At 66.6% G+C, this 25,609-nt stretch carries 25 protein-coding genes, 1 tRNA gene and 1 pseudogene; 6 read left to right on the forward strand and 21 right to left on the reverse strand.

What is annotated here, in order from left to right:
* Positions 1–45: 45 nt before the first annotated feature.
* Positions 46–486: a PaaI family thioesterase gene (locus AMYBE_RS0116105; protein WP_020660422.1), complete on the forward strand. Its 441-nt coding sequence runs from the start codon at positions 46–48 to the stop codon at positions 484–486.
* A 93-nt stretch (positions 487–579) separates the two neighbouring features.
* Positions 580–909 carry a hypothetical protein gene (locus tag AMYBE_RS44900; RefSeq protein WP_154676221.1) on the forward strand — a complete coding sequence of 110 codons (330 nt, stop codon included), beginning with the start codon at positions 580–582 and terminating at the stop codon, positions 907–909.
* On the opposite strand, the gene AMYBE_RS0116115 is transcribed toward AMYBE_RS44900, so the two are convergent.
* From AMYBE_RS0116115 to AMYBE_RS0116145, 7 genes are all read right to left on the reverse strand, one after another.
* Complete coding sequence (locus tag AMYBE_RS0116115; protein ID WP_020660424.1) at positions 875–1,687, reverse strand: alpha/beta hydrolase family protein; 813 nt, start codon at positions 1,685–1,687, stop codon at positions 875–877. The genes AMYBE_RS44900 and AMYBE_RS0116115 overlap by 35 nt on opposite strands.
* A 188-nt stretch (positions 1,688–1,875) precedes the next feature.
* Positions 1,876–2,589 carry an ABC transporter ATP-binding protein gene (locus AMYBE_RS0116120; RefSeq protein ID WP_020660425.1) on the reverse strand — a complete coding sequence of 238 codons (714 nt, stop codon included), beginning with the start codon at positions 2,587–2,589 and terminating at the stop codon, positions 1,876–1,878.
* The gene (locus AMYBE_RS0116125) at positions 2,576–3,505 is read right to left on the reverse strand and encodes an ABC transporter ATP-binding protein (RefSeq protein WP_020660426.1); all 930 of its coding nucleotides are present in this window, start codon (positions 3,503–3,505) and stop codon (positions 2,576–2,578) included. Before AMYBE_RS0116125 ends, AMYBE_RS0116120 begins: the two co-directional genes overlap by 14 nt.
* Positions 3,502–4,632 carry a branched-chain amino acid ABC transporter permease gene (locus AMYBE_RS0116130; protein ID WP_020660427.1) on the reverse strand — a complete coding sequence of 377 codons (1,131 nt, stop codon included), beginning with the start codon at positions 4,630–4,632 and terminating at the stop codon, positions 3,502–3,504. Before AMYBE_RS0116130 ends, AMYBE_RS0116125 begins: the two co-directional genes overlap by 4 nt.
* Positions 4,629–5,636 carry a branched-chain amino acid ABC transporter permease gene (locus tag AMYBE_RS0116135; protein WP_027927703.1) on the reverse strand — a complete coding sequence of 336 codons (1,008 nt, stop codon included), beginning with the start codon at positions 5,634–5,636 and terminating at the stop codon, positions 4,629–4,631. The genes AMYBE_RS0116130 and AMYBE_RS0116135 overlap by 4 nt, the downstream gene beginning before the upstream one ends.
* Positions 5,637–5,730: 94 nt before the next feature.
* Positions 5,731–6,906, reverse strand: a complete 1,176-nt coding sequence (locus AMYBE_RS0116140) for an ABC transporter substrate-binding protein (RefSeq protein ID WP_020660429.1) — start codon at positions 6,904–6,906, stop codon at positions 5,731–5,733.
* 756 nt (positions 6,907–7,662) lie between these two features.
* Positions 7,663–8,268, reverse strand: coding sequence for an ANTAR domain-containing response regulator (locus tag AMYBE_RS0116145; protein WP_020660430.1), 606 nt, complete (start codon positions 8,266–8,268; stop codon positions 7,663–7,665).
* A 199-nt stretch (positions 8,269–8,467) separates the two neighbouring features.
* Here AMYBE_RS0116145 and AMYBE_RS0116150 point away from each other — a divergent pair.
* Positions 8,468–8,541, forward strand: a tRNA-Leu gene (locus tag AMYBE_RS0116150).
* A 617-nt stretch (positions 8,542–9,158) separates the two neighbouring features.
* Here AMYBE_RS0116150 and AMYBE_RS46865 read toward each other — a convergent pair.
* Both AMYBE_RS46865 and AMYBE_RS44905 read right to left on the reverse strand, forming a co-directional pair.
* A pseudogene (locus AMYBE_RS46865) lies at positions 9,159–10,442 on the reverse strand (recombinase family protein); the annotation flags it as partial.
* Entirely contained in the window at positions 10,439–10,660 is a 222-nt protein-coding gene (locus AMYBE_RS44905; RefSeq protein WP_154676222.1) for a hypothetical protein, read from the reverse strand. The pseudogene AMYBE_RS46865 and the gene AMYBE_RS44905, both read right to left, overlap by 4 nt.
* A gap of 600 nt (positions 10,661–11,260) precedes the next feature.
* On the opposite strand from AMYBE_RS44905, the gene AMYBE_RS0116160 reads away from it, so the two are divergent.
* A complete protein-coding gene (locus AMYBE_RS0116160; protein WP_020660431.1) occupies positions 11,261–11,611 on the forward strand; it encodes a hypothetical protein in 351 nt (116 codons plus the stop codon).
* Positions 11,605–12,003, forward strand: a complete 399-nt coding sequence (locus tag AMYBE_RS0116165; RefSeq protein WP_020660432.1) for a hypothetical protein — start codon at positions 11,605–11,607, stop codon at positions 12,001–12,003. The genes AMYBE_RS0116160 and AMYBE_RS0116165 overlap by 7 nt, the downstream gene beginning before the upstream one ends.
* A 199-nt stretch (positions 12,004–12,202) precedes the next feature.
* Here the strand turns inward: AMYBE_RS0116165 and AMYBE_RS0116170 are convergent, their stop codons facing one another.
* Together AMYBE_RS0116170 and AMYBE_RS43380 are read right to left on the reverse strand one after the other, a co-directional pair.
* The gene (locus AMYBE_RS0116170; protein ID WP_020660433.1) at positions 12,203–14,101 is read right to left on the reverse strand and encodes a helix-turn-helix domain-containing protein; all 1,899 of its coding nucleotides are present in this window, start codon (positions 14,099–14,101) and stop codon (positions 12,203–12,205) included.
* A gap of 83 nt (positions 14,102–14,184) precedes the next feature.
* Positions 14,185–14,841 carry a thiolase C-terminal domain-containing protein gene (locus tag AMYBE_RS43380; protein WP_084470027.1) on the reverse strand — a complete coding sequence of 219 codons (657 nt, stop codon included), beginning with the start codon at positions 14,839–14,841 and terminating at the stop codon, positions 14,185–14,187.
* Between the two features lie 136 nt (positions 14,842–14,977).
* Here AMYBE_RS43380 and AMYBE_RS41780 point away from each other — a divergent pair, with 136 nt between their 5' ends.
* Entirely contained in the window at positions 14,978–15,559 is a 582-nt protein-coding gene (locus AMYBE_RS41780) for a cysteine dioxygenase family protein (RefSeq protein ID WP_245573204.1), read from the forward strand.
* Here AMYBE_RS41780 and AMYBE_RS0116185 read toward each other — a convergent pair.
* The 10 genes from AMYBE_RS0116185 to AMYBE_RS0116230 all read right to left on the reverse strand — a co-directional run bounded on the left by AMYBE_RS0116185 (position 15,556) and on the right by AMYBE_RS0116230 (position 25,535).
* Complete coding sequence (locus tag AMYBE_RS0116185) at positions 15,556–16,329, reverse strand: SDR family NAD(P)-dependent oxidoreductase (protein ID WP_020660436.1); 774 nt, start codon at positions 16,327–16,329, stop codon at positions 15,556–15,558. The genes AMYBE_RS41780 and AMYBE_RS0116185 overlap by 4 nt on opposite strands.
* Positions 16,326–17,033 (reverse strand): ABC transporter ATP-binding protein, encoded by a 708-nt coding sequence (locus tag AMYBE_RS0116190; RefSeq protein ID WP_020660437.1) that lies wholly within the window; start codon positions 17,031–17,033, stop codon positions 16,326–16,328. Before AMYBE_RS0116190 ends, AMYBE_RS0116185 begins: the two co-directional genes overlap by 4 nt.
* 26 nt (positions 17,034–17,059) lie before the next feature.
* The gene (locus AMYBE_RS45780; RefSeq protein ID WP_245573205.1) at positions 17,060–17,848 is read right to left on the reverse strand and encodes an ABC transporter permease; all 789 of its coding nucleotides are present in this window, start codon (positions 17,846–17,848) and stop codon (positions 17,060–17,062) included.
* Positions 17,849–17,925: 77 nt separating this feature from the next.
* On the reverse strand, positions 17,926–18,933 hold the full coding sequence (locus tag AMYBE_RS0116200) for a PhnD/SsuA/transferrin family substrate-binding protein (protein WP_020660439.1): 1,008 nt from the start codon (positions 18,931–18,933) through the stop codon (positions 17,926–17,928).
* Positions 18,930–19,904 (reverse strand): alpha-ketoacid dehydrogenase subunit beta, encoded by a 975-nt coding sequence (locus AMYBE_RS0116205; protein ID WP_020660440.1) that lies wholly within the window; start codon positions 19,902–19,904, stop codon positions 18,930–18,932. The genes AMYBE_RS0116200 and AMYBE_RS0116205 overlap by 4 nt, the downstream gene beginning before the upstream one ends.
* A complete protein-coding gene (locus tag AMYBE_RS0116210; protein WP_020660441.1) occupies positions 19,892–20,911 on the reverse strand; it encodes a thiamine pyrophosphate-dependent dehydrogenase E1 component subunit alpha in 1,020 nt (339 codons plus the stop codon). The genes AMYBE_RS0116205 and AMYBE_RS0116210 overlap by 13 nt, the downstream gene beginning before the upstream one ends.
* Positions 20,912–20,989: 78 nt before the next feature.
* Complete coding sequence (locus AMYBE_RS0116215; RefSeq protein ID WP_020660442.1) at positions 20,990–22,036, reverse strand: hypothetical protein; 1,047 nt, start codon at positions 22,034–22,036, stop codon at positions 20,990–20,992.
* 106 nt (positions 22,037–22,142) lie between these two features.
* Positions 22,143–23,714, reverse strand: a complete 1,572-nt coding sequence (locus tag AMYBE_RS41785) for an acyl-CoA synthetase (protein ID WP_154676223.1) — start codon at positions 23,712–23,714, stop codon at positions 22,143–22,145.
* Positions 23,715–23,725: 11 nt separating this feature from the next.
* Entirely contained in the window at positions 23,726–23,965 is a 240-nt protein-coding gene (locus AMYBE_RS0116225; RefSeq protein WP_020660444.1) for a biotin/lipoyl-containing protein, read from the reverse strand.
* 10 nt (positions 23,966–23,975) lie between these two features.
* Positions 23,976–25,535, reverse strand: a complete 1,560-nt coding sequence (locus AMYBE_RS0116230; RefSeq protein ID WP_020660445.1) for an FAD-dependent oxidoreductase — start codon at positions 25,533–25,535, stop codon at positions 23,976–23,978.
* Positions 25,536–25,609: the final 74 nt, after the last annotated feature.

Consider the following 25,609-nt stretch of genomic DNA (forward strand, 5'->3'; position numbering starts at 1 on the left):
GAGGGTCCGACACTCTTGCGTGTCGCATAGGTTGAGGAGCAGAGAGTGACCGAGCAGACGGCGGAAATCACGCCGGGCCAGTTCGGGGGCATCGACCCCGAGGCCGCAGGACAGCAGCTGAACGACAAAATCGGGCTGAAGCTCGTCGAGCTGAGCCCGGAGCGGGTCGTCGGCACCATCCCGGTCGAGGGCAACCTCCAGCCCTACGGTCTGCTGCACGGCGGGGCGAACGCGACCGTCGCCGAGGCGCTCGGCTCGGTGCTCGCCGCGCTCAACGCCGGCCCCGAGCGGGCGGCGATGGGCCTCGAACTGTCCTGCACCCACCACCGCGCGGTCCGCTCCGGCACCGTCACCGGCGTCGCGACGCCGCTGCACGTCGGCCGCGGGACCATCACGTCGGAGATCGTGCTGACCGACGACGAGGGCCGCCGCACCTGCACCGCTCGCCTGACGTGCATCGTCCGGGACCGCCCGCCGGGCGCTTGAGCCGATGGAGTTCGGCCGCGCGGATTCGGCCCTGCGGGATCTGACGCACGGCCGCGAGATCAAGCCGGTGCTTCCCGGCCGGGAGGCACCGGCTTGAAGGCGATCTCGCCGCCTCTGCGAAGCCGAGGCAATCAACCATGGCTGTCCCGTCTGCGGGAGCTGTGCGCGCGCTTCGACGTGCCGATCGACCACTCCGGCGTCGGTACGCCCCGTGGCACACGCTGGAGCCGACTCGCTACGGTAAGCAGCGCGCTGGTCGGGCACCGCGACCGGATCAGCCCTCCGCTGCGGCGGCTGCTGGCCCTGGCTGAGCGCACCAGCCGCGAACAGGACTGGTGCGCTTGCGATCCGGTGCGCCGCTGCCTTCCCGAAGCCGGTCTGGACGCGATCACGCTGCCAACTGCCGGCGGAACCATTCCGTGAACGCCGCGTCCACCGCTTTGGCGGACTCGGTCTGCGGTGCCGGTTCGAGGCCGGGCGCGTCCGCGAACGCGTGTTCCATTCCCGGCACGGTCACGAGTTCCGAGCGGTCCCCCAGCACGGAGTGAAGTGCCGCGGACGGCTCGCGGAAGGCGAGGTCGTCCTCCTCCCCCACCACCAGCAGGAGCGGCACGGTCAGTTCGGCGGCCCGCGCGAGAAAGTCGTAGTGCGCCGCTACTGCCCGGGACCGCTCGCTCCACGGGTACGAGGCGTGGTAGATCCGCTCGTTGCGACCGATCACCGGGGCGAGCTGGACGACCGGGCTGACCACCGCGCCCGCCGCGATCTCGACCTCGCCGCGCGCCAGCACCTCCAGCGCGACCGCCGAGCCGGCCGAGCCGCCGAAGACGCCGACCGGACCGTCCACAGGAGACAGCCGGGCGCGCAGATCCGCGATGGCGGCCGGGAATTCCGCCGCCGCCTGCTCGGTGACCGGCTCGTTGATATTCAGTACCGCGTCTTCGCTCGCCAGCCGGAAGAACTCGTCGTACCCGCCTTCGGGCAGCCGGTCCCCGCTCAGCGGCAGTCCGAAATACACCCGCCACGCCGGCACCCCGGTCATCGGCACCGCGGCCGCCATCGCCCGCTCGCTGCACGGAGGCTCCATCAGATGCCAGCCCACGACCAGCGACGCGGGCCCTTCCCGGTCCGCCGGCGGCAACGCCACGAACGGCACTCCCGCCGCCACGCCTTCGACGATTTCCTGCTCCGCGATCCGCACCGGTTTCTCCTTTCCGCCGGGTCTCCTTCCGGTATCAGCAAACCTCCGCGACCCGGGCCAGGTCCACCAGCTTTTTCGGCCGTGAGGACAACCGCTGGTCGCCGTCCCCGCCCGGAAACGCCGTGAAGGGCCCCTTGAGGGAATTGGATTCCCTCAAGGGGCCCTTCACGGACAGTCGGACGCGCGCCTCAGCCGACGCCGAGGTACGCCTCCTTGATGCTGTTGTCCGCCAGCAGTTCCTTACCGGTGCCGGACTTGGTGATCTGCCCGGTCTCCAGCACGTACGCGCGGTGCGCCCGCGAGAGCGCCTGCTGCGCGTTCTGCTCGACCAGCAGCACCGTGGTGCCCTGGCGGTTGATCTCCGTGATGATCCGGAAGATCTGCTGGATGAACTGCGGCGCGAGCCCCATCGACGGCTCGTCCAGCAGCAGCAGCCGCGGCTTCGCCATCAGGGCCCGGCCGATGGCGAGCATCTGCTGCTCGCCGCCGGACATCGTGCCGCCGACCTGGCTCTTGCGTTCGGCCAGGCGCGGGAACAGCTCGAAAACCCGGTCGAAGTCCGGCTGGAGATTCTTCCGGTCCTTGCGCGCGTACGCGCCCATGTCCAGGTTCTCCAGCACCGTCATGCCGGGGAAGATCCCCCGGCCTTCCGGCGCCTGGGAGATCCCGCGTACCACGCGCAGGTCGCCGCGCAGCCGCGAGATGTCCTCGCCGTCGAACCGGATCGAGCCGGCCGAGATCGGCCGGATGCCCGAGATCGCCCGCATCGTGGTGGACTTGCCGGCGCCGTTCGCCCCGATCAGGGTGACGATCTCGCCTTCCTCGACCGTGATCGACAACCCGGACACGGCCTGGATCCGCCCGTAGTGAACGGAAACGTCGGACAGCTCAAGCAGCGTCATCGTCGGGGACTCCCAGGTAGGCGGCGATCACGGCGGGGTTCTCCCGGATCTCGGCGGGCAGCCCGTCGGCGATCTTCTTGCCGAACTCCAGCACCACGATCCGGTCGGTCACGCCCATGACGAGTTTCATGTCGTGTTCGATCAGCAGGACGGTGTAGCCGTCGTCGCGGATCGTCCGGATCAGCCCCATGAGCTCTTCCTTCTCCGCCGGGTTGAACCCGGCGGCCGGCTCGTCGAGGCACAGCAGCTTCGGCTCGGTGGCCAGTGCCCGCGCGATCTCCAGCCGGCGCTGATAGCCGTACGGGAGGTTCTTCGCGCGGTCCGCGGCCCGGTCGGCGATGCCGACGAACTCCAGCAAGGCCATCGCCTTGTCGATCGCCTGCTTTTCCTCGCGGTGGTGCCGCGGGCTGCGCAGCAGGGCGCCGAGCAGGCTGGTGCGGTGCCGGGCGTCAGTGCCGACGACCACGTTCTCCAGCGCCGTCATCTCGGAGAACAGCCGGATGTTCTGGAACGTCCGGGCAATGCCGAGCTGGGTGATCCCGTGCCGGGACGCCTTGCCCAGCGGCTTGCCCTCCAGCAGCACGTGTCCCGAGGTCGGCCGGTAGACCCCGGTCATTGCGTTGAAGCAGGTCGTCTTCCCGGCCCCGTTCGGCCCGATCAGGCCCAGGATCTCGCCGCGGCGAATCTCGAAGGACACCGCGTCGAGCGCCACCAGCCCGCCGAAGCGGACGGTGACGTCGTCGACCTTGAGCAGGGTTTCCCCGTACTCGGCCTTGATCTCCCGGTCCGGCGCGACGACCTCGGCGACCTCGGCCTCGTGCTCGGCGAGCTCCTCGGCCGTCATGTGCGCGACCTCGGCCACCAGGCCGCCTTCGGCCGGGACCTCGGGCCCGGTTCCGTTGCCAGGGACGGTCATGACTTCTCCCCCGGATTGTCGGTGCTGACCTGTTCACCCTTGCCGAGCAGCCGCTGGTACGCCAGCCTGCCGTAGGTGAGCAGCCGCTGCCGCGCGCCCAGGAGGCCCTGCGGGCGAAAGATCATCAGGATGATCAGCGCGACGCCGAAGATCAGGTACTTGTACTCCGCGATCGCCTGGAACCGCAGCGGAACGTACGCCACCACGATCGCGCCCAGCAGCACGCCGACCTTGTTCCCCGCGCCGCCGAGGATGACCGCGGCGAGGAACAGCATCGAGGTGACCACGTCGAACTTCTGGTTGTTCACGAAGCCCAGCTGGCCCGCGTACAGCGCCCCGGAGAGGCCGCCGACCGCCGCGCCGCCGACGAACGCCCAGATCTTGAACTTGAACGTGGGCACGCCCATGATCTCGGCCGCGTCCTCGTCGTCGCGGATCGCGACCCAGGCACGGCCGACCCGGCTGCGCTCGAGGTTGCCGACCGCGAACAGGATGATGATGATGATCGTGACGCACAGGAAGTACCACGGAATGCCGTTGGAGTTGTTGAACAACGGCGTGCCGTCGGCGTTCGTGCCGGGCGGGTGCCCGACCGACTGGAAGCCGCGGTTGCCGCGCAGCGGGTCGACGTTGTCCGCGAGCAGCCGGACGATTTCGCCGAAGCCGAGGGTGACGATCGCCAGGTAGTCACCGCGCAATCGCAACGTCGGCGTCCCGAGGACCACCCCGAAGATCATCGTGACGGCCATGGCGATCGGCAGCACGACGAGGAACGGCAGCTTGGACAGCGACGAGTCCGGACTCGTGAACAGCGCCATCACATAGGCGCCGACCGCGAAGAACCCGACGTAGCCGAGGTCGAGCAGGCCGGCCTGGCCGACCACGATGTTGAGCCCGATGGCGACCAGCGCGTAGCGGGACACCTCGAACATCGCGATCGGGAAGTCGTAGCCGGGCTCGGTGCTGATCAGCGGCGGGTTCAGCACCGGCAGCAGGTAGACCAGCGCCACCAGCGGGATCAGCACCCCCCACTGCTGGACCCGGGACAGGTTGTTCCACCAGTCCGAGACCGGGCGGCGGCGCGTCTTGCCCGCGGGAGCGGCGGGTTCGGTCGAAGTGGTCGTCATACCCGCGCCTTTCCGAGCGACTCGCCGAGAATGCCGGTCGGACGGAGCATCAGGATGAGCACCAGCAGCACGAACGCGACGACGTCGCGCCAGGCGCCGCCGAACAGCGACTGGCCGTAGTTCTCCACGACGCCGAGCAGCAGGCCGCCGAGCAGCGCGCCGCGCAGGTTGCCGATGCCGCCGAGCACCGCGGCGGTGAACGCCTTGATGCCGAGGATGAACCCGCCCTGATACGACGCGCCGGACGGGATCTTCATCATGTAGAACAACGACGCCGCACCGGCCAGCACACCGCCGATGAGGAACGTGAGCGTGATGACGCGTTCCTTGTTGACGCCCATCAGCGTCGCGGTGTCCGGGTCCTGGGCCACCGCGCGGATGCCGCGGCCGAACTTGGTCTTGTTGACGAAGAAGTCCGCGCCGACCATCAGCAGGATCGCCGCGACCACGGTGATGATGGTGACGATCTGGACGCTGCCGCCGAACAGCGAGAAGACCTCGTCGTTCTTCAACAGCCGGATGCTGTTCTCCGGGTTGCCGCCGCGCCAGATGAAGAGGATCTGCTGCAGCACGAACGAAGCGCCGATCGCGGTGATCAGGAAGACCAGGCGGGGCGCGTTGCGTTTGCGCAGCGGCCGGTAGGCGACCCGTTCCAGCACCACCGCGGTGCCGCCGGAGATGGCCATCGAGGCGATCAGCGCGATCAGCAGGAACCCGATGAGCTCGAAGATCGGCAGGTCCGGCGTCGAGCCTGGACGGAAACCCAAGCCGTAGAAGGTGAACCACGTCGCGTAGGCGCCGTAGATGAACACCTCGGAGTGGGCGAAGTTGATGAGCTTGAGCACGCCGTAGACGAGGGTGTACCCGAGTGCTACGAGCGCGTAGATGCTGCCGTAGGCAAGGCCGTCGAACGTGTTGTCCCAGAACTGGTTCAGGAACGATTTCACGTCGAATGTGATCCAGCTTCCGCCGTCGGCAAGGACGAGGGAGCCGAGATGGGTCATCGACACACTAGTTCTCCATGTGGGTCCGGGGTGCGCGCCCGGCGGGATCAGCCGCCGGACGCGCACCCCGGTACTGGGACCGGAAGCGGCTGGGCTACTTGATCTCGGTGTTGCGGACGATCTTGCCGTTCTCCACCTTGTAGGTCCACACGGTGGTGGCGGACAGCTCGCCGTGGTCGTCCCACTTGTAGTGCTTGGTGATGCCCTGGCCGTCGTAGTTCTTCACGAAGTCCAGCAGTCCGGCGCGGTCGGTCTTGCCCGCGTCGATGCCCTTCAGCAGGATCGTCGCGACGTCGTAGGCCTCGGGCGAGTAGGTGCCCGGGTCGACGCCGGTCGCCGCCTTGTAGGCGTCGGTGAACTTGGTGAACTGGTCAGCCGGCACGCACGGGCAGGTGAAGTACGCGCTGGCCGCGGCGTCGCCCGCGCCCTTCACGAACTGGTCGTCCTTGACGCCGTCCGGACCGACGAACTTCGCCTTGACGCCGGCGTCGTTCAGCTGCAGCGCGAACGGAGCGGCTTCCTGGTAGTAGCCCGAGTAGAAGATCGCGTCCGGCTTTTCGCCCTTGATCTTGTTGACCACGGCCGAGAAGTCGGTCTGCTTGGTCTTGACCTTGTCCTGGCAGGTCGCCTTGTCGCCGAGCGCCTTGATGGTCGAGGCGGCGAGGCCGGTGCCGTACTCGGAGTCGTCCTCGATCACGCAGACCTTGTTGGCCTTCAGGTCGCCGGTGATGAACTTCGCGGCGGCCGGGCCCTGCGTGTTGTCGTTGCCCAGGGCGCGGAAGAAGGTCTTCCAGCCGTTCTGGGCGAGCGACGGGTTGGTCGCCGACGGGGTGATGGTGACCAGGCCGGCGGCGTTGAAGATGTTGCCTGCCGCCTTCGACTCGCCCGAGAACGGGAGGCCGATGACGCCGATGATGTCCTTGGTGTTGACGATCTGGGTCACGATGCCGGGCGCCTTGTCCGGAGTGCCCTCGGTGTCGAACTGGTCCAGCTTGACCTGGCAGTTCGGGTTCGCCTTATTGTGCTGGTCGACGGCGAGCTTGGCACCCTTGAGGATGTTCTGCCCGAGCGCCGCGTTCGCGCCGTTGATGGTGCCGGCGTACGCGATCGTGGTCGGCGAGCACTTGGCCTTGCCGTCCCCTGCCGGGTCGGCGGCGTTCGCGGCCGCCGACGGAGCCGCGGCCTGCGGGGCATTGCTGTCGCTGCCCGAGCCGCTGCCGGTCCGCGCCGAACAGGCGCCAAGGGAGATGGCTCCCGCCGCGGCCAGCACGATGACCTTAGTGAGTCGTGCTCTCTGCACTCGTTCCTCCAAATGCCACCCGCCACGCTCGCTGAGAACGGCGGGTCCCTTGCGTGGGACTTCGACTTGGGCGCTGAACGTAGCCGCCGCGTGAGGCGTTGCACAGAGTTACTCCGGGTCTTGTATCCACATCGTGACGGTCGTCACGAGTATTAACCGAAGATTTACACTCGATCGTCTTATTGCAGCGACCGAGTGATTAACCCTGAGTATGCGAACGCCCCTCGATCGGGTCTTGACTGCGCGTCCGATCGATGGGGGAAGTGTAGGAACATCCCCTCCGTCACCGTGACCGACACCACGATCTGTCGGCATCCAAGGTAGCAACCTTGCCCTTTCGCGCAGGGGAGATCAACCCGTACGGGTGGGGGACGGACCGGTTGCGGCAGACGGGTTTCCCTGGTCAGCAGGAGGTTTCGAGGGTTCGCGAAAAGTCCCGGCGGCGACCGGAAACAATCGGGCCCGCATTGACCTGCGGGGACACCCCGGCAAGCCCGGGAACCGGGTCCGGAGGGTGATCCCCCGGTTACCGAGCGGCCCACGCCCGGTCGGAACGCTCCGTTTGCGGCACGGCTTCGAATACCGGCGTTTCCCTGCCAGATTTTCACGACGAGTGACTTCCGCGCGCAGATGAGCGCGGATCCCGGCACGAACCGGCCGGAAGCCGTCCGAAATGGACAGAGCGGGCGCGACCCGAAGGCCGCGCCCGCTCCGCACTGGGCAGTCTCAGCTGCCGATGCTCTCCACAACGGCCTCCGCGACCGCCTTCATCGTCGTGCGCCGATCCATCGCGGTCCGCTGGATCCACCGGAACGCGTCCGGTTCAGTGAGCCCCTGGCGGCTCATCAGCAGGCCCTTCGCCCGGTCGATGACCTTGCGGGTCTCGAGCCGGTCAGTGAGCCCGGCGACCTCGGCCTCGAGCGCCTGCAGCTCGGAGAACCGGCTGACGGCCAGTTCGATGGCAGGCACGAGGTCGCGCTTGGCGAACGGCTTGACCAGATAAGCCATCGTGCCCGCGTCCCGGGCCCGTTCGACGAGGTCGCGCTGGCTGAACGCGGTGAGGATGACGACCGGCGCGATCCGGTCGCCGGTGATCCGCGCGGCCGCCTCGATACCGTCGAGCTTCGGCATCTTGACGTCGAGGATCACGAGGTCCGGCTTGAGATCGGTGGCGAGCGCGATGGCTTCCTCGCCGTCGCCGGCCTCGCCGACCACCTCGTAGCCCTCTTCGCGCAGCATCTCCACCAGGTCGAGGCGGATGAGCGCCTCGTCTTCCGCGACGAGCACCCGTCGCCGCGGCGCGCCGTTCGGCTCGGCAGCCTGTTCGGTCACCGGTGTTCCTCCTGAAGGCTCGGCGGGGCGTCTACGACACGCGGTCACCCGCGAGAGCCCAGCGTACCGGGAACGATCCAGATCCCACGATGGCCTTCACCACGAAGTGGCGGGCATGACACCCAGCACGAGGCGGTAGTCGATCACCGGACCCGGCGCACAGGCGAGCACGGGGATCCCGTAGAGTTTCCGGCACTGCGCCCCCGTAGCCCAACTGGCAGAGGCAACGGATTCAAAACCCGTCCAGTGTGAGTTCGAATCTCACCGGGGGCACGGACGACATCTACACAAGCGAGCGCGCTCGGCTGAGCGGCTTGTGTGTCAGTCATCTGATCCGTGATCCTCTCCGCCACCTCGGCCACGTCCGGAACGTCCCCGGCTGGCAGCGTGATGGCTATCTCGACATGATCGTCGTCCAGCAATCGTACTTCGAGCCGGAGCACTTCGAAGAGTCTCCTCAGCAGCTCCGGCGGCGCGGCGGCCAGTTTGAGGGCAAGCAGGGGCAAGGCGTCGAGCAAGGCTGCCTCGTCCGGGCCGGGCAGCTCCGGCTGGCTCGCGGCATCGGCGTCCAGAGCCTCGACCTGTGTGGAGATCGCTTTCTTCTCCGCCTCCAAGCCGTTGTACGTGGATCGCAGGCCGCGGGTGAACGGATCGTCCGGGTCCCCACTTTGGGCTTGCAGGAGAACCGACTGCTGGCGCTTCTCGACGTCAGCGATGGCGCTTTCCAGCGAGGCACGCTTCCGCAACCGCTCTTCCGCAGCCACTTTGTCCGCCGACGAGGCCTCGCCGAGCAACAGCCGTACCCGCTCCTGCCCGAACACCCGATCGGTCAGGAACTGGACGACCGCTTCGGCAACCGCATCCTCGCGGACGTAGACCGTCTTGCGGTGTCCCGCGTACTTGTCCGCCCTCCCCCGGTTGTTGTTCAGCGGGTGGCAGACGTAGTAGGAGAACCTCGGCCGCTGCGCCCCGAACATGCGACGACCGCAACTGCAGAAGATCAGGCTTCGGAACAGGCCTGTCCGCTTCGCCTCTGGGTGGCTGTTGAGCTCGAGACCGGTCCGCCTTCCCCTGCCGATCTTCCGGCCGGCGTTCATCTGGTCGTACATCCACTTCGGAATCAGCGGTTCGTGCGCTGGCTCGACCGACCAGACCCACTTCTCCGGAGCGTTGACCTTCCCGTGCGCCGACCTCGACGCCCGCCGATTGAAGACTTGATAGCCCGTGTACTTCGGATTGTGGATGATGTCAGCGACGGTGGACTTGCCCCAGGCCCCACGCGCGCGAAGCATCCCCGGCGGCTGAGGAGGCGGGTACCTCGTCAAATCGGCGTTGAGCCGATCAACGATCTCCGGGTATCCGAGGCCCTCGTACCGCCAGAGCGCGATCTGAGTGACCGTCTCGCCGCGAAGGCCGTCAGGCTCAAGCCGGGACTTCGTGAATCCTTTCGCCGCCTTCGCGGGGTTGGGATGGCGATAGGTTTTGGCACGGTAGCCGTAGCAGGGCTTGCCGATGTTCCAACCCTCGCGAACATGGGTGCACAGGCCGCCCCAGGACTGTTCCAGCGTGTTGAGCACTTCGTACTCGGCGACTGACTGGTTGATCCGTCGCTGGAGGATTCGCTGCGCACGGCTCCCCGAGACGGTGATCGGCTCGTTGGCCGCGAACAACGAGACATCCGCCTGCTCAAGCTGCCGTTCGATGGACAGCCCTTCGAACGACCGCCGAGCAACCCGGCTGACACTCTCGCAGATCACAACTTCGAACCGCCGATCGGCTTGCTCAGCCTCCTCAAGCAGGTCCGCGATACCACCGTCGCGGGCAATGGGGATGTCGAAGCGTTCGTAACCCGTCTTCTTCCCGCGAGCGTCGAGCTTCATCCGCCCTGACTCGACGTCATAGAAGTGCGCGACAATCACCCACGCAGCGGGCAACGCGTTCTTCGAGTTGCCAAGCTGGCGGATCAGCGACTGCCTCGGGTCTTGCTGATCGTCGGTCGAGGTGCGGCCGAGAAACGCCACCCGCACTTCTCCCTGCAGCAACGCCGCCGGCATGCCCAGCGGGGACACCGCGTAGTCGGACAGCCCGGACGGGCCGTAGACGGTCTTCGGAGCCCGCACGCCCGACGGTGGCTTCCACGGAATCTCAAGCCCTGGTGACACTTGTTCATTCATTCTTGATCGTCATCCCTTGCCGTTCTGCGCGCCGATTCATCACCTGCCCAGATCAGCAACTCGGAGATAACGAGACCAAGCTCGCCGCGAAGACGATCCGCCGCAGCTCCGTGAATGTAATCGACCTGACCGGAAAACCCGCGGGCATGGCCGCGCGTAAGGCGATCAATATAGCACCACGGTTGACGGCGACTGCCCATTTCAATGGTCGACGTCACGTCGTCCTTCGATTCCCAACTATCCGCAACTGCCCCCGAACCGCGAGCCGCCCGAGACCGACCGAGACCACTCAGACCTGCAGCCGCAGTCAGATCTAGAGGCCAGTCTCGAAAGCCGCCTCGAAAGCAACTCAGCCGATGCTGTCTCCGACTTTCACCGAGACACGGCATCCGAGGCTGGTCTCGATTCGACGAGATAGGAAATTCGATAATTACCTGACGACCTCTCCCAGCAATTCGACTGTTTCGACACCGAGAGGGCTCTGCAGCGCAGTCTTACGGCACTGCGGGTCGAAATCGATCCCGATGAACCGGCACCGATGCTCTCGCGCCGCGAGACCCGTAGTGCCGGTGCGGAGAACACGTCGAGCACCGTCCCGCCCGGCCGGCACCCCAACCGCACGCACCGCAGCGCGATTTCGCGGGTCCCAACCGCCGGGTGGTTCAGGCGGGTGCGGTCCGCCGAGACCGTCCACGCCACCGTCTCGCACACGTTCTCGCCGGGGTGGTTCGACAGAGGTACAAGTTCGAGGCGCTGGTCAACCCCGTCATCTCGGCCCCTGTCGTGCAGATTCTCCTCGACGAAGAAGAGCCTGGTGCGTGTCGAAGGAGTCGTTTGAGCTGCTCGCGGACTGGTTGCAGGCCCTGTCCTTGTCGGACGAACCAGCAGGAAACGAGCTGCGCATCAGGCTGCGGAGCCGCCTTCTGGCCTACTGGGCGTCGTTCCCTACACCCGACACCAGCGGCGACCGTGTGCCGCTCCGGATATCCCAGCAGCGTCGACGTCGACGCGAGCTGGATTACCAGCTCACCAAGGAAGAGTTCGTCGAAACCTTGGCGCTGCTCGGACCGGACATCGACGAAACCACTGAATCCTGCCTACGGGCGATCGCCGATAAGGCGCCCGCGTTCCTGGCCCCGGCTGCATCATTGCCGCCGCGGTCTTGCTGACCACCGCGGCCTCGCTGGCCGTGACCGCGATGGTGTTCGACGCCCGCCAATGGGGCGTGTTCATCGCAGCAAACCTGCTGCTGGCCGCCACCTACGCCCTGCTCGGCGTCTGCCTCGGCCCGATCTTCGGCCAGGTCGGCGGCGTGTTCATCGCCTTCCTCGTCCCGTTCCTCGACCTCGGCATCGGCCAGAGCCCGATGCTGCGCGCCGAACCCCCGGCCTGGGCACAGGCGCTACCCGGCTACGGCGCCTACCGCGTCCTGCTCGACGGCGGCCTCACCGACCACTTCGACGAAACCGGCCCACTGCTGCTCGGCCTGGCCTGGCTGGTCGTGCTCGGTGTCCTCGCGACCGTGTTGTTCCGCCGCACATCCTCTCGGAGGTCGGCATGAAACATCGACTCGCCCTAGGCGCGGCGCCGGCCGCGCTGCGCTGGCGCTGGTTCCGGAGGTGGCGTGGGCACGACGATTCTTCGCCCGACTCGCCGCGGCGGGTCCGCAGGTCGAGATTTCCGACCCAGCCTCATGATGACAAGACCAACGTCCCCGCGATCACGACGTCTCGGCAGCGCAGCCTCGCGCTACGACTGCGTCACGACTTGGGTTCCGCAGGAATCTCGCCACAGTGCCTGCTATTGGGCGCCATGTCGAGCGTCCACATGATGTGGAGTGCCAGCTGCAGGTCGAAGCAGTCGTGCTGCACCGCGAGATCGCGTTTGGCCAATTCCTGAATGCGATCCAATCGATAACGCACTGTCTTGGCGTGGATGTACAAATGCTCCGCCGTGCGCCCGAGGTTGCGGTCTTCGGCGAAATACGCTTCCAGTGTTTCCAGTAATTGGGTGGAGTGTTCCTGGTCGTAGCGGATCACGGCCCCGAGCATGCGACGGACGAAGTCGGCGAGATCCCCGCGGTCCCCAGGTGCCAGGAGGAATCGCAGGATGCCGAGGTCGTCGAAGAGAGCGATAGGCGCCGACGTCCCCGGCGTGACCGACGCGAGTGCAGTGCGAGCTTGGCCCAACGGGCCGCTCAGGTCGCCGCTGAGATCGTGACACGCGCTGACCCCGATGCTGAAGCGCAGGTCCGGCTCCAACGCGACCAGACCGCGCAGCAGCACGGACGCGAACTTGCGCGCCTCGTCGACGTCTTCCAACCAGGGGACGACCAGCGCCAGCGCCGAGGCGCGTCGTGCCGAGAGCACGCGCGAACTTCCGGTCTCCGCGGCCAGTCGCTCGAACTTGCCGAGCAGAACCGAGCGCCGCTGATCCACCGCGTCGGCGTCGATCCCGTTGGCCTGCGCCCATTCGTCGAGACCGGCGACGCTGATCTGCATCACGCGGAGCTTGCGGGGCAAGGTGTAGCCAAGATAGCGGGCTCGCACATTCGCCTCGGCTACATCGCCGATCTTGCCCTCCAGCAGCTCCCACAGGAAGTCGCTGCGGACTCGCACTCGTGCGTCGAGGATCGCGCGCTGCTTGGTCAGTTCGAGGGCACACGCCACGGCTGCTTGTTCGACGATCAACGGGATCAGCTTGGTGCACGCGGCGACCAGGCCAACGCACAGGTAGCCCATCCGCTGTCCGCCCGACGATACCTCCCGTACCAGCAGGTGCCCTTCGTCCAGGTCGGCGGCGGTCCCGGTTTCGTCAGCGGCCTGGTGCCGCCGCGAGCGGACGCAACCGCGTGCCTGCTCGGCGACCTGGTCGCCGTCGGCAGTGACCGCGAGCAGTTCGAGCTCCGGATCGAGCACAGCGACCTCGCCTGCGGTATAGCGAGCGACCATGTCCACCAGCGCAGACAGCCCCTCGCCCCGCAGCATGAGATCGGTCAGTTCGGCCTGCGCGCTCGCCGCGCCGTTGAGCAGGTCGCACTGCTCCTCCAACCGCCTGTTCACCGCTTCGAGGTTCGCGGCCGCTTCCCGCGTCGTCTCGTACAAGCTCGCGTTCTTGATGGCGATCACCGCCAGGTTGGCCAGCCCTTCCAGCACCTCCTGGTCCTCGTCGTCGAACGCGAACGGTGTTCGGGACCAGGCGAGAACCACCCCGGTGACCTCGCCGTCGGCCAGCATCGGGGCGCCTTGCGAACAGCGGACGCCCTCGTTGTCCGCGTACCGCTTGATCTCTGCGGAGATGGTGGCGGCTTCGTGGAAGTCGTCGATGCGATGCGGGCGTCCGGTCTGCAGGACGATGCCTGCGACGCCTTCGCCCTTCTGCGCATGGAAGCGGACGGCATCGATATTGCGATGGCCAACGCACGACTGCATTTTCAGCACACCGCTCTCTACGGACATGATTCCCACCGCGTCGGCGGCCAGCAAGGCTTGGGCCGCGTTGCTGATGGCGAGCAGAGTCGCGTCCAGGTCCAGGCTGCGCACGATCGTCGTTGTCACCGACTGCAGCGTCCGAAGCCGGTCGCGCGCGGTCGGCCGGGCGTCGCGTCTGTCCACCCCGATGATCGTGTCTTCTCGCAGATCTGCCGACGAACGGTTCATCACCTCGGACCTCCTTTGGCCCGGACCACGGCGCGCGACCGCAGCGGAGCGTACGCAGGGAGTATAAGCACGGAATCGCGCTGCTACCCGGCCTGCGGAATCGTGATCGCGCAGGCAGCGGGGCCATTGCCGAGTTCGCCGCCGGCGTTCTCGGCGAGCGCGATCCGCGCACGGTCCACCTGCCGATGCCCAGCTCGGCCGCGTAATTGGTCAAAAAGCTCGACCAGCTGCGCCACTCCGGTCGCCCCGATGGCATGCCCGCGGGCAAGCCGGCCGCCGGACGGGTTGATCGGGCATTTCCCGTATAGCTTCCCGTATAGCTCCGACACCCCGGTACGGAGCAGCTTTGCCCCATCACGCTCAGCGACCAGACCGAGTTCCTGAGCAACGATCAGTTCGGCCGATGCGGCCGCGTCGTGCAGCTCCACCGCATCGAGGTCCTGCGGCGCAACACCGGCCTGCTCGTAGGCCCGCATTGCCGCGCGCTGGACCAGCTCTTGCCCGGTCAGCAGGTCACCCGCCGCGTTCCCGAACACGACCAGGCCGACATCGTCGCCGGTCAAGCGCGCTTGTTCGAGCGCCTGGTCAGCGACGGCCGGGGCCAGCGCACGCAAACTGGTTTCGATGAACATCCCGAACCGGGTGCTCGTCGCAGCGACGATCGCAGCATCCACAGCACTCATCCCGTTCGTCGTGGCCAGCTCGGACAACAGTAAAGAGGCACAGGCGGGCCGGGCCATCTCTCCTCGGAGGCAAGAACCTCAGCCGGATTGTCTGCGCAGGACAATCACAGAACGGTCCGGCCAACGCGACAATTGATGCGCAAGCTCGCCTGCCCGGCGCGAGGCCGGGCCGACGCACAGGGAGCTGACGACCGTGCCGAGCTACCGCATGCAGCGCCTGGCTAACCAGCTCACCAACGCTGCGGATCATGCCCTCGACGCGGAGGCCCTGCGGATCGAGGCGTGCCGTCTCCTCGAAGCCGCCGTCGGCCTCGAGCGGTTGCTCGGCCCGGCCGAACACGAGCCCGATCCGCACCGATACCGCCAGCACATCCTCCACGTGGACCCGGCGGGCCGGTTCTCCGTCGTCGCCCTGGTGTGGCTGCCTGGCCAGGCCACCCCGATCCACGACCACATCGCCTGGTGCGTGACCGGAGTGCACGCCGGGTGCGAGGTAGAGCAGCGATACGAGCCCCTCTCCCCGTCCGGTAACCGCCCTCGAATGCTGCGCCCCACCGTCGTCGCGCTCAACGCGCCAGGAACCGTCTCCAGCCTTCCGCCTCTCGGCCGCGACATTCACCGCGTCCGCTGCGCGGGCGACGAGCGAGCGATCTCGCTGCACATCTACGGTGCTGACATCACACGCCTGGGTACCAGCATCAACGTCGTCTATGACGAGAACTGCGCCGCCGGAGTCACGGGGAACGACGCTGGTCCAGGCCACGAAAACGGCTAAGCGGTCAGGCCGCCGTCGACGGGCACGACCGTGCCAGTGACGAAGGACGAGTCGTCTCCCGCCAGGAACAGGGCAGCCCGGGCGATCTCGCTGGGGATTCCCAGCCGACGAAGGGGGTATTTGGTCATGGTCGCCTGAATCCCCGCCTGCGGATCACCGCAACCGCGGTCGAGAAGCATCCGCTCCGTCATCGCGGTGGGAACCGTGCCAGGACAGATGACGTTCGCGCGAACACCTTGCGCTCCAAAGTCAACCGCGATCGACCGCGTAAGAGAGACGACGGCACCCTTGGACGCGCTGTACGCCGCGAATCCGGGCATGCCCGCGAGTGCTGCAACCGAGGCGAGGTTGACGATCGCGCCACCACCTATGGCGACCATGTGGGGTATGGCTGCCCGGCAGCACAGAAAGGTTCCCTTGGCGTTGACCGCGAAGCACCGGTCCCAATCATCAACCGATGTGCTCGCTAGGGTCCCGCTCGCGAGTACTCCGGCACTGTTGCACAGCACGTCGATTCGACCGAGGCTCGTGAGCACCTGGTCGATCGCCGCGTCGACTTCCGCGACTGACGAAACGTCGACTCGGATATCCAGCGCGCTCGCTCCGTTCGCGCGGAGCTTCGCCGCCGCCTCGGCGGCAGCCGCGCCGTCCCGGTCCAGGAGAGCGACTTCGGCGCCTTCCTCGGCGAATGTCTCCGCGATGGCTCGCCCAAGGCCGGAAGCCGCTCCGGTCACGACGGCGACTTGTCCGTTCAGCTTCGTGGTAGTCACGATCCATCCCTTTCCACACTTGTCCCACGTCCGGATACCCCCAGGCGCAGCAGCAACTTGGCTCGTACCGCCGCCAACTCCGGGTCGTCGGGCACACGCGGTCGCGACGCGAACACGGAGAACTCGTCCGTAATGGTTCCGTTCGCCATCACAAGAACGCGGTCGGCCAGCGCTGTCGCTTCGACGATGTCGTGGGTCACCAGCAGGACTGCCGGCCGATGCCGTTGCCACAACTCGGCAACGAGCAGCTGCGCTTTCAACCGGGTAAGAGCGTCCAGCGAGGCAAATGGCTCGTCCAGCAGCAGGAGATCCGGCTCCCGGACAAGGGCACGGGCCAGCGAAACGCGCTGGGCCTGGCCGCCGGACAGCGTCATGGGCCACGCATCGGCGTGCTCCCCCAGGCCCACCTCCGCCAACGCGGCCTCCGCCAGGTGCCGGTCCGGCCGACCGACGAGGCCGAGGACCACGTTTCGCCAGACCTTCTTCCACGGCAGCAGCCGCGGCGTTTGGAAGGCGATCGCACGCCGCTCCGCGATCGCGACGTTGCCGTCGATCTCTGCGTCGAGACCTGCCAGAATCCGCAGCAGCGTGCTCTTGCCGCAGCCGCTGGAGCCGAGGAGCGCCACGAACTCGCCCGGCTCAAGGTCGAGGTCTAGTCCGTTGATCACCGTTCTGCCGCCGAACCTCCGGGTCAGCGAACGCACTACGACTGCACGGTCTCCCACCGCCCTCAGCTCCCGGCGAACGCGGGCCGCCAGCGCAGCAGCCACTGTTCCAGCCCCCGCACGAGCAGGTCGGCACTGAGCCCGAGCAATGCGTACACCACGAGGGCGACGACGATCACGTCTGTCCGGTAGACCTCCCGCGCATGCATGAGCAGATACCCGATGCCCGACTGCGCATTCACGGTCTCCCCGAATACGAGCGCGAGCCATGCCGACCCGATCGCCCACCGCAGCCCCACCAGGGCATTCGGCAGCGAACCAGGCAGGATCACATGCGCGACCAGTCCCGCCCGGCCTACCCCGAGTGCGCGAGCCGCGTCCACCAGGCCTTTGTCGACGCTCCGAATGCCTGCGTAAAGGTTCACATAGAGCGGGAAGACCACTGCGAAAGCAACCAGTGCGACCTTCGGTGCTTCGTCGATGCCGAACCAGATGATGAACAGCGGAATCAGCCCGGGCCACGGCACGGTCCGCAACATCTGCATGGGCGCATCGATCAGGTCCTCGCCCAGCCGGAAAAATCCCGACACCAGCGCGAGGATCCCGCCCAGGACCACTCCGATCGCCAGGCCGCTGCCGACCCGCTGCAGCGAAATGACCAGTGCATCGATCAGCGAGCGATCAGCGATGAGTTGCGCGGCCGCCCGGGCCACCGCGGCCGGCGACGGGAGCACGGTTTCCGGCACTGCGCCTGTTGCGGTCACGAGCCACCAGGCCAGCAACACTGCGCAGACCCCTGCCAGTTTGCGCACCGGCCGCGGCACCACGGCCGGACGGGCCGCGGCGGGCACCACGACCTGCAGGCCGTCGGCTGGTTCGAAGGTCCTGCTGTCCAGAGATCCGCCGGAGCAGCGGGCCGCCTTGGCTGCCATCAGCCCGGCCCTTTCGCCAGCTTCGCCCGTTCGTCGGCTACCAGCGCTCCGAAACCAGGAGCAACGGTGTCACGAACCGCGAACGGCAGCTTGATCTGACCGATGCCGTGGAAGTAGTCGACTTCCTGCTGCCAGCCCCCGACCACGTGGTCGTCAATCGGCGCGAGCTGCCATTTGTCCCTGGCCGCTGCCAACCGCGCGGCACCTGGAGAAATTCCGGTCCGCTGCACCATCTGCTGAGCCCACTCGATCTCGTGGCTGTCCACCCAGGCCATCGCGCGAACAACGCGACGCGTCAGATCCCCTAGCGCGGCCTTCTTCGCCGGGTCGCTCAGCGTCGCGGTACCTGCCGCATAGGTCTGGTCCGGATTGGCCACCTGACCGAGTGCCTGCAACGTACGTCCCCCGTGGTCGGTCTCGACAGTCGCTGCGTTCGCGTCCCAAATCGCAAACGCGTCGACCTGGCCGGAGTTGAACGCCGCCAGCCCGTCGGTGGTGCTCAGGTTGACCATCTGCACGTCATTCCAGCCCAACCCGGCCTTCTCGAACGCCTTGACCAGCGGATACTGGGTCACGGTGTAGAACGGCATCGCGACCCTCTTGCCTTTCAGGTCGGCGACCGTGCGCAGGGCGGAGTCCTGCTTGACCAGAATCCGGCTCGCAGCTTCGGGCGGGCCTTGGCTCGCCGCCAGCAGCTTCACCTTCGCGCCGTGAGAAATGCCGAAGAGGGCGGGGACTTCTCCCATCCAGGCAACGTCGACCCGGCCGGCGTTCATCGCCTCGATCAAGGGAGGAGCGGAGTCGAAGTCAGCCCATTCGATGCGGTACGAAGTGTTCTTGTCCTCGCCTGCTGCGGTGAGCATAGTGCGCAGACAGACTTTGCACGGCGAGCCGACGATCAGGGTCGGTTCCTGCGCCCCTGCGTTCCCGCCGCACGCGCCGAGGACGAACAGAAGAACTGACGCCACGGCAATCCGCACGGAGCGGGCGCGTTCGAACCGCGTCATCGACGCACCGACTTGCGCGCAGCGTCAACAACGGCGTCGACCGACACCTGGGCCGCGGACTCGAGCGCTCCGGCATACGGCGTCGGCACATTCGCGCTGCACAATCGACGTACCGGTGCGCGCAAGTGGTCAAATGCCTCGTCCGCCAGGATGGACGCAACAGTCGTCCCCCAGCCCAGTTGTTCGGGCCCTTCCTCCACGATGACCGCACGCCCCGTCGTGGCGACCTCCCCCAGCACCGTCGCCGCATCCAGCGGAACGAGGCAGCGCAGGTCGATGACGGTGGCGGCAATCGCTTCCTCCTCCAGCTTCTCGGCCGCCTCCACGCACGTGCGCACCGTCGAACCGAGCGCAATCAGCGTCACGTCGGCGCCTCGTTGCACCACTGAAGCCTGCCCCAGCGGGATCACGTACTCCCCGTCCGGAACTTCGCCCTTGACCGGATACTGGGCCTTGAGATCAAGCACTATCACCGGGTCCGGGTCCCGGATCGCCGCTGTCATCAGGCCCTTGTATTCGCCGGGACCGGACGGAACGGCGATCTTGATGCCGGGGACGGCCATGACCCAGCTTTCCACCGCGTGACTGTGATGGGAAGCGAATCCGATGCCTGCTCCGGTGGAGCTCTTGATGACGAGCGGGACCGCGAGTTGTCCGCCGGTCGAGTACCGCAGTGCGGGGATCTGATTGGCGATGAAGTCCCAGCACACTCCGAGGAAGTCGCCGAACATGATCTCCGCGACCGGTCGCATGCCGGTCATCGCCGCGCCGACCGCGGCACCGAGGATCGCTTGTTCGGAGATCGGCGTGTTCCGGACCCGTTCGACGCCGAACCGGTCCGCCAAGCCGGCTGTCGTTTTGAACGCGCCGCTGGGCGCGATGTCCTCGCCGAGGACGAATACCCGGTCGTCGCGCGCCATTTCCTCGGCCAAGGTGGCCGCGATGGCGTCACGGTAGGTCATGACCGCCATGCCGCACCTCCATCTGCCCACAAATCCCGCAACAGCTCGTCGGCTGCAACATGAGGATCGGCTTTCGCTTCCTCGACAGCATTGGCCATCTCGTCGCTGACCCGTTGCTCGAGCCGGTCGAGGTCGCCGGGCGATACGCCGCGCGCCTCGAGGCGGGCTCGTTGCGCTTTCAGCGGGTCGCGGGCTTTCCACTCTTCGACTTCGGACTTCGGCCGGTACTTCGCGGGGTCGAACAGGCTGTGCCCGTTGATCCGGTACGTCACGGCCTCCACCAGCGAGGGCCCGCCGCCCGCTCGCGCTTGGGCTGCCAGGTCCGCGGCAAGGCGGTACACCTCTTCGACGTCGTTCCCGTCGACGATTCGGCTCGGCAGCCCGTACGCCGCAGCACGGTCGGCCGCGGGGTTCTTCACCGACGTCAGCACGTCGCCGCGGGTCTGTTCCATGTACTGGTTGTTCTCGCAGATGAACAGGACGGGCAGCTTCCACAGGGCAGCCAGGTTCAGCGCCTCGTGGAAGCCGCCGATGTTGGTGCCACCGTCGCCGAAGAACGCGACCGCGATCTGATCGGACTTCGTCAGCTGGGCGCCCAGCGCGATGCCGTTGGCGATCAGCAGCTGTGCGCCGATGATGCCGGAACAGCCGAAGTGCCCGTGTTCGACGGAGGTCAAGTGCATCGATCCGCCTTTGCCGCCGCACAGACCGGTGGACCGACCCAAGATTTCCGCGAAAGCCGCCTTGAGCGGGGCGCCTTTGGCGATCACCTGGCCATGGCCGCGATGGCTGCTGACCACCGGGTCGTCGGGACGCAATGCGGCAACGACTCCGGCGCTGACCGCCTCTTGCCCGATGCCGTCGTGGAGCGCGCCGCGGAAACCCTCCGCTCCTTGCAGGAAGATCCGTCGGGCGTACTCGTCGAATTGCCGCACGCGCACCATGGACTCGTACAGTTGCAGTGCTGTCGGTCCGTCGATCGGGGCGGTGCCCGTTGAGGTCACAACCGAGGTCACGGCTCGATACTCCGTTCGAGAATTCGTGGAATGACAGTGGGACCGGCGCAGCCGTACGCCGGCCCCACCGCCAAGCTTCTACAATTCGGCGCGAACGATCCGCGCCCCTTCGCCGAGCGCGTTGAGCTTCGCCCTGGAGACCGTCCGAGGGAACAGCGCGAGGCCGCAGTCCGGAGCCACCATCAGGCGATCGGCAGGAATCACCTCGAGCACCCGGCGGATGCCGTCGGCCACCTTCTCCGGGCTCTCGACGATGATGTTGTGGTCGTCGATCACCCCGGCGCACAGGATCCGGTCGGACGGGAAATTCTTGAAGCTCGCGACTTCCGAGTAGTCGCGGTTCGCCAGTTCGTGGGACAGCACGTCGAAGTTGCAGTCGGCGAAGTAGCTGATCACATCGGCGACCCGGTTCTCGGCTACATCCGGCTGGCCCTCCACGCTCCCGTAGCAGACGTGCCAGAACTTGAGCATGTCGTCGAGCCCTTCGAGCGCACGGTTCGTCGCCTCGGTGAGCCACTGGTCGCTCTGGTAGTGCACGGCGACGTCGACGATCTGGACGGCTTCGAGCCCGAAGGTATCGCGGAGGTACTTGATTTCCTCGTTCATGGCGGCGGCGAGGTCCATCGCGACCGCTTTCTGGTCGTTGTAGTGGAGGTCGCGGGTGAGGATGCTCAGCTGGGTGGGGCCGAGGAAACCGATCTTGAACGGTTTGTCCGTCGCGCGCTTCACTGCGTCGACCACGCCCTGGTACGCGGGCCGGACCCATTTGATCGGGCCGGTGCACTCCTGCACGTAGTAGTTGGAGTACTTGTGGTACTCGTTGGGCGCACCCCATCGGGAGTAGCCGCCGAGCATCTCCGTGAACAGGTGCCACAGTGCGTCGTACTGGTAGCCCTCCGCTTCCCAGTCTTCGTACTGCAGCCCGTCGGTGAGCACGTCGAGGCCGGCCTCGATCTGGTCGTAGCAGCACAGCCGGACGGCGTCCTCGTAGGCGACACGCGTCGACATGCTGGTGTAGAGCGGCGTCTCGCGTGAGCCGAAGATCCGTCCCTGAAGCCAGGACGGACGCGGATAGGCGCCCACCATCGTGGCGGCGATTGGGATTTCCTGTCCTCGAATCTGCATCGGATGTACCTCCTTGTACAACTGACCTGGACCAACGCGGCTGTAGGTTTACCGCTTCGGTGAGCGGGCGCGCATCGGCTGACGCCGCGCAACTGCTCCAGCCGAGTTATCCCGCGACGCTAACCGCGGTGCCGGCTTCTCCCGCGAATCTCTCGCGCAGCTGCCGTTTGAGCACCTTGCCGTAGGCGTTCTTGGGCAAGGCAACGCACACGAAGATCCGCTTTGGACACTTGTAGTCCGCCATTGCCTTCCGGCAGTACGCGATCACCTCCTGCGGATCGAGCCCCTCCCCCACAACGGCCGCCGTCACAGCTTCTCCCCACAACCGGTCCGGGACGCCGAAGACCGCGGCTTCGACGATCGCCGGGTGTTCCAGCAAGACGTCCTCCACCTCGCGGGCGTACACATTGGACCCGCCGGAGATGATGAAGTCCTTTTTCCGGTCGAGCACGTAGAGGTAGCCGTGCTCGTCGAGCTTCCCGAGGTCGCCGGTGTGCAGCCAGCCGCCCTTGAGGGCCTCTGCGGTCTCTTCCGGACGCTCCCAATAGCCGGCCATGACAGCAGGCCCGCGCACCAGGATCTCGCCCGCTTCCCCAGCCGACATCTCCTTGCCGTCCGTTCCGGCGATGGCGACCTCCATCCCGGTTCGAACGACGCCTGCGGACGCGAGCACCTCAGTGTCCGACCGTTCGAGCCGATGCTCCTCACGCCTGAGATAGCTGATGGTCATAGGCGATTCGCCCTGGCCGAACAATTGGCAGAACACCGGGCCGATCCGGGTGATCGCCTCCTTCAGATCCTCCACGTACATCGGAGAGCCTCCGTAGACGACGCATTTGAGGCTCGACAAGTCCGCGCCTGCCAGAGCCGGCGAATCCAGCAGCATCCGGATCTGTGTCGGCACCAGCCAGGAGACGGTCACGCCGCGCCGCTGGACGTCGGCGGAGAACACTGCCGGATCCCACTTGCCGTGCACGATGTTCTCGGCGCCCCTGGCGAGACCGACGAGTGCGTGGAAGCCCGCCCCGTGGCTCAGCGGAGCGCAATGCAGCACGACGTCTTCCGGCTGCATCTGGTAGAGATCCGCGCACCAGGACACGACGACGAACGCAAGGTTGCGGTGAGTCAGCACTGCGCCTTTGGGTTTGCCGGTCGTCCCGGAGGTGTAGAAGATCCACGCTGGCGTCTCCTCGGGGAAATCCCGGACCGGTTCGTCTGCGGCGGGGCTGTCGGCGAGTGTTTCGTAGCCGATGTCTTCGTCGCTGCCGATGCCGATCCGGTGTTCGACCTCTATCTCGCGCGCACCCTCCCCGAAGCCTGCGCCGTACACCAACGCGCGCGCGGCGCAGTCCCGGACGTGAAAGTTCACCTCGTCCGGAGTGAGCCGCGCGTTCATCGGCACGACGGCCAAGCCGGTCTTCCAGCAGGCGAACATGGTTTCGAGGAATTCCGGGCAATTGTGAGACCAGATGACGACCCGGTCGCCCACCGCCAGGCCGATTTCGGACAGCCCGCGAGCCAGAGAATCGACCCGTTGGTTGAACTCGCCGTAGGTGATCGTGCGATCGCCGGACCGGATCGCTGTCCGGCCTGGGAACTGGCGGGCGATGCCTGTCAGGAGCCGGCCGACGTTCACCGAATTCGCGGCGGAGGCGACCGGGGCGTCATGCAGTTGCATGGTCTTCTCCGTCACCGTTGTTCGATCTCGGCAAGGAGCGTGCCGACCGGAACTGTTGTCTGCACGGGTACGTGAATCTTCGCGATCACGCCGCTCACCGGTGCCGGGATCTCGTTCTCGATCTTGTCAGTGGCGATCTCGAGGAGGATTTCGTCCATGTCGACCTCGTCGCCTTCTTCTTTGAACCATTGCGTCACCTCGGCTTCCTCGACGGTGTCGCCCAGGTTCGGCATCGTGAGCTCGTATGCCATCGCTGCGCCCTTACAGGTCGACCAGGTTCGGGCTTCCCGCGCGCAGGCGGGAAAGCTGGATGAAGTGCTCCGGGTTGAGGAACAGTTCGTTCATCTCGGCCATGTCGTCGACGGTGAGCCCTTCGGGCCTGCTCATCAGGTAGTCCAGGTACTGGAAGGCGTCCTTGGCGCCGTAGCCGACGTGGTGCACCCCGACGATCCGCCGGGTGTCGCCGTCGATGACCGCCTTCTGGAAGCCGGAGTCCTCCGGACGCAGGAACGCGTACAGCATCGTGCCGTCGGAGGCGGGCAGGCAGATCGTCGACGGGTCGATGCCCTTCGGGGGCATCTGCAGCGTGACCACGTTCGGGTACTTCTCCCGCGCCTCGTCCTCGGTGAGGCCGACCCAGGTCACCTCGAAGGTGGTGTGCAGGAAGTCGGGGTATTCGCTGAAGTCGAACTCGTAGTCCTGGCCCATGATGTTGCGGGCAGCGGTCATGCCGCATTTGCGCGCCTTGAACATCTCCATCGGGCCGCCGATGAGGTCGCCGATCGCGTAGACGTTGTCGACGCTGGTGCGCATCCTGCTGTCGACGACGACCTCGTCCCTCGCGCCGACCTTGACGCCCAGCCACTGGCTGGCCAGGTCGGACAACGGCTTCTCGCCGGTGCCGTTGTAAACGAAGTCGCACGGGATGCGAACCGTGTCGCCTTCGGCGGTCTTGACCACCACCTCTTCCACCTTGCCGTCGCCGTTGATCGCGATCGGAGTGGACCCTTCGAGAATCTGGATGCCGCTGGTGCGCATGTTGTCGACGACGTAGCGGCGGAGGTCCTCGTCCACGTGGTGCAGGCTCTTCGTCGTGAGCAGCGGGGACCGGGTCAGGATCGTAGTCTGCACGCCGGCCGCCTGGAAGAAGCTGCCGTATTCGACTGCGACTTTGCTGCCGCCGATGATGACGCAGCGGGTCGGTTCGTAGTCCAGATCCTCGACCAGAGTGGCGTAGTCGTACACGCCGGGCAGGTCGCCGCCCGGCAGGTGTAGCGGACGCTGGTGCGCGCCCATGCCCAGCACCACGTTGCGGGTGTGGAAGGTGCGCCCGGCGACTTCCACGGTGTACGGGTCGATGACGGTCGCTTTCGCGTTGAGCACGTAGTCCACGCCGAGCTGCGACTTCGTCTGGAAATTCATGACTGCGTGCGCTGAGTTCCGCAAGTTGCGGAACGCCTCGATCAGCTCCAGCATGCTGACCTTCAGCTCGCCGGGCTGGCGGAACCACAGCTTGCCGGCGAGCCGGCGCTCGCGCTCGAGCAGCGCGGCCGCTTCCGAGAACAGGTGGTGCGGCACGCACGCCTGGTGCGGGCAGCTCCCGCCGAGGAACGGCCACGCGTCGATGATCAGGGCCTTGCCGCCCATGGCGGTCAGGTACGAGCCGCCGAACCGTCCTCCGGCGCCACCGCCGACGAAGATCGCGTCGTAGGTGACGCCGTCCTCCTTGATGTTGATGATCGGAATGTCGTTGTGCTCGTATTCCGCGATCAGCTCGACCCATTCGGTCAGCGATACATCCCGCTCGGTGACGTCCAGCACCGTTTCCTCCTCGAGATCTCTTGCCCCAATGCCTTCATCAGTATGGATATCGGCGGCCTGAGTATTCATTGGCG

It is taken from the genome of Amycolatopsis benzoatilytica AK 16/65 (assembly GCF_000383915.1).
GTDB classification, from domain to species: Bacteria; Actinomycetota; Actinomycetes; order Mycobacteriales; family Pseudonocardiaceae; genus Amycolatopsis; species Amycolatopsis benzoatilytica.